This is a genomic window from Dellaglioa sp. CoH-57-MRSF-19 (assembly GCF_056781975.1).
Window position 1 is genome coordinate 1 of the sequence record NZ_JBXAXW010000198.1, and the last position, 341, is coordinate 341.

A 341-nucleotide genomic window follows, 5' to 3' on the forward strand; every position below is an offset into this window, starting at 1 on the left:
GTATCGGAAGCTGAAGCTGACGGGGTTTGTCCGAATGGACTACCTCGTCGACGCGGCGGGTGAGTCCTGGTTCCTGGAGGTGAACACTCTCCCGGGCATGTCACGGCAAGGGAACCTGGCGACGATGGCAGCTGCTGCCGGAATGACGTATGAACAATTGGTGGCCGAATTTGCTTTGACCGCCGGTGGCGTCGCGGTGACACAGTCGTGATCCCCGCCTTCCATCCCACCGACGTCGACCCACGTATCACCGCAGACATCACCCAGCCGGGCCGGCAAGCCGGGGGAGTGCTCACGATCGAACCGGCCGAGTACCGGAAATTAGGTGAGCAGCTACGGCC

General features: G+C 62.5%; 1 pseudogene. It reads left to right on the forward strand.

What is annotated here, in order from left to right:
- A pseudogene (locus AC1RO3_RS08925) lies at positions 1 to 211 on the forward strand (hypothetical protein); the annotation flags it as partial.
- Positions 212 to 341 lie beyond the last annotated feature (130 nt).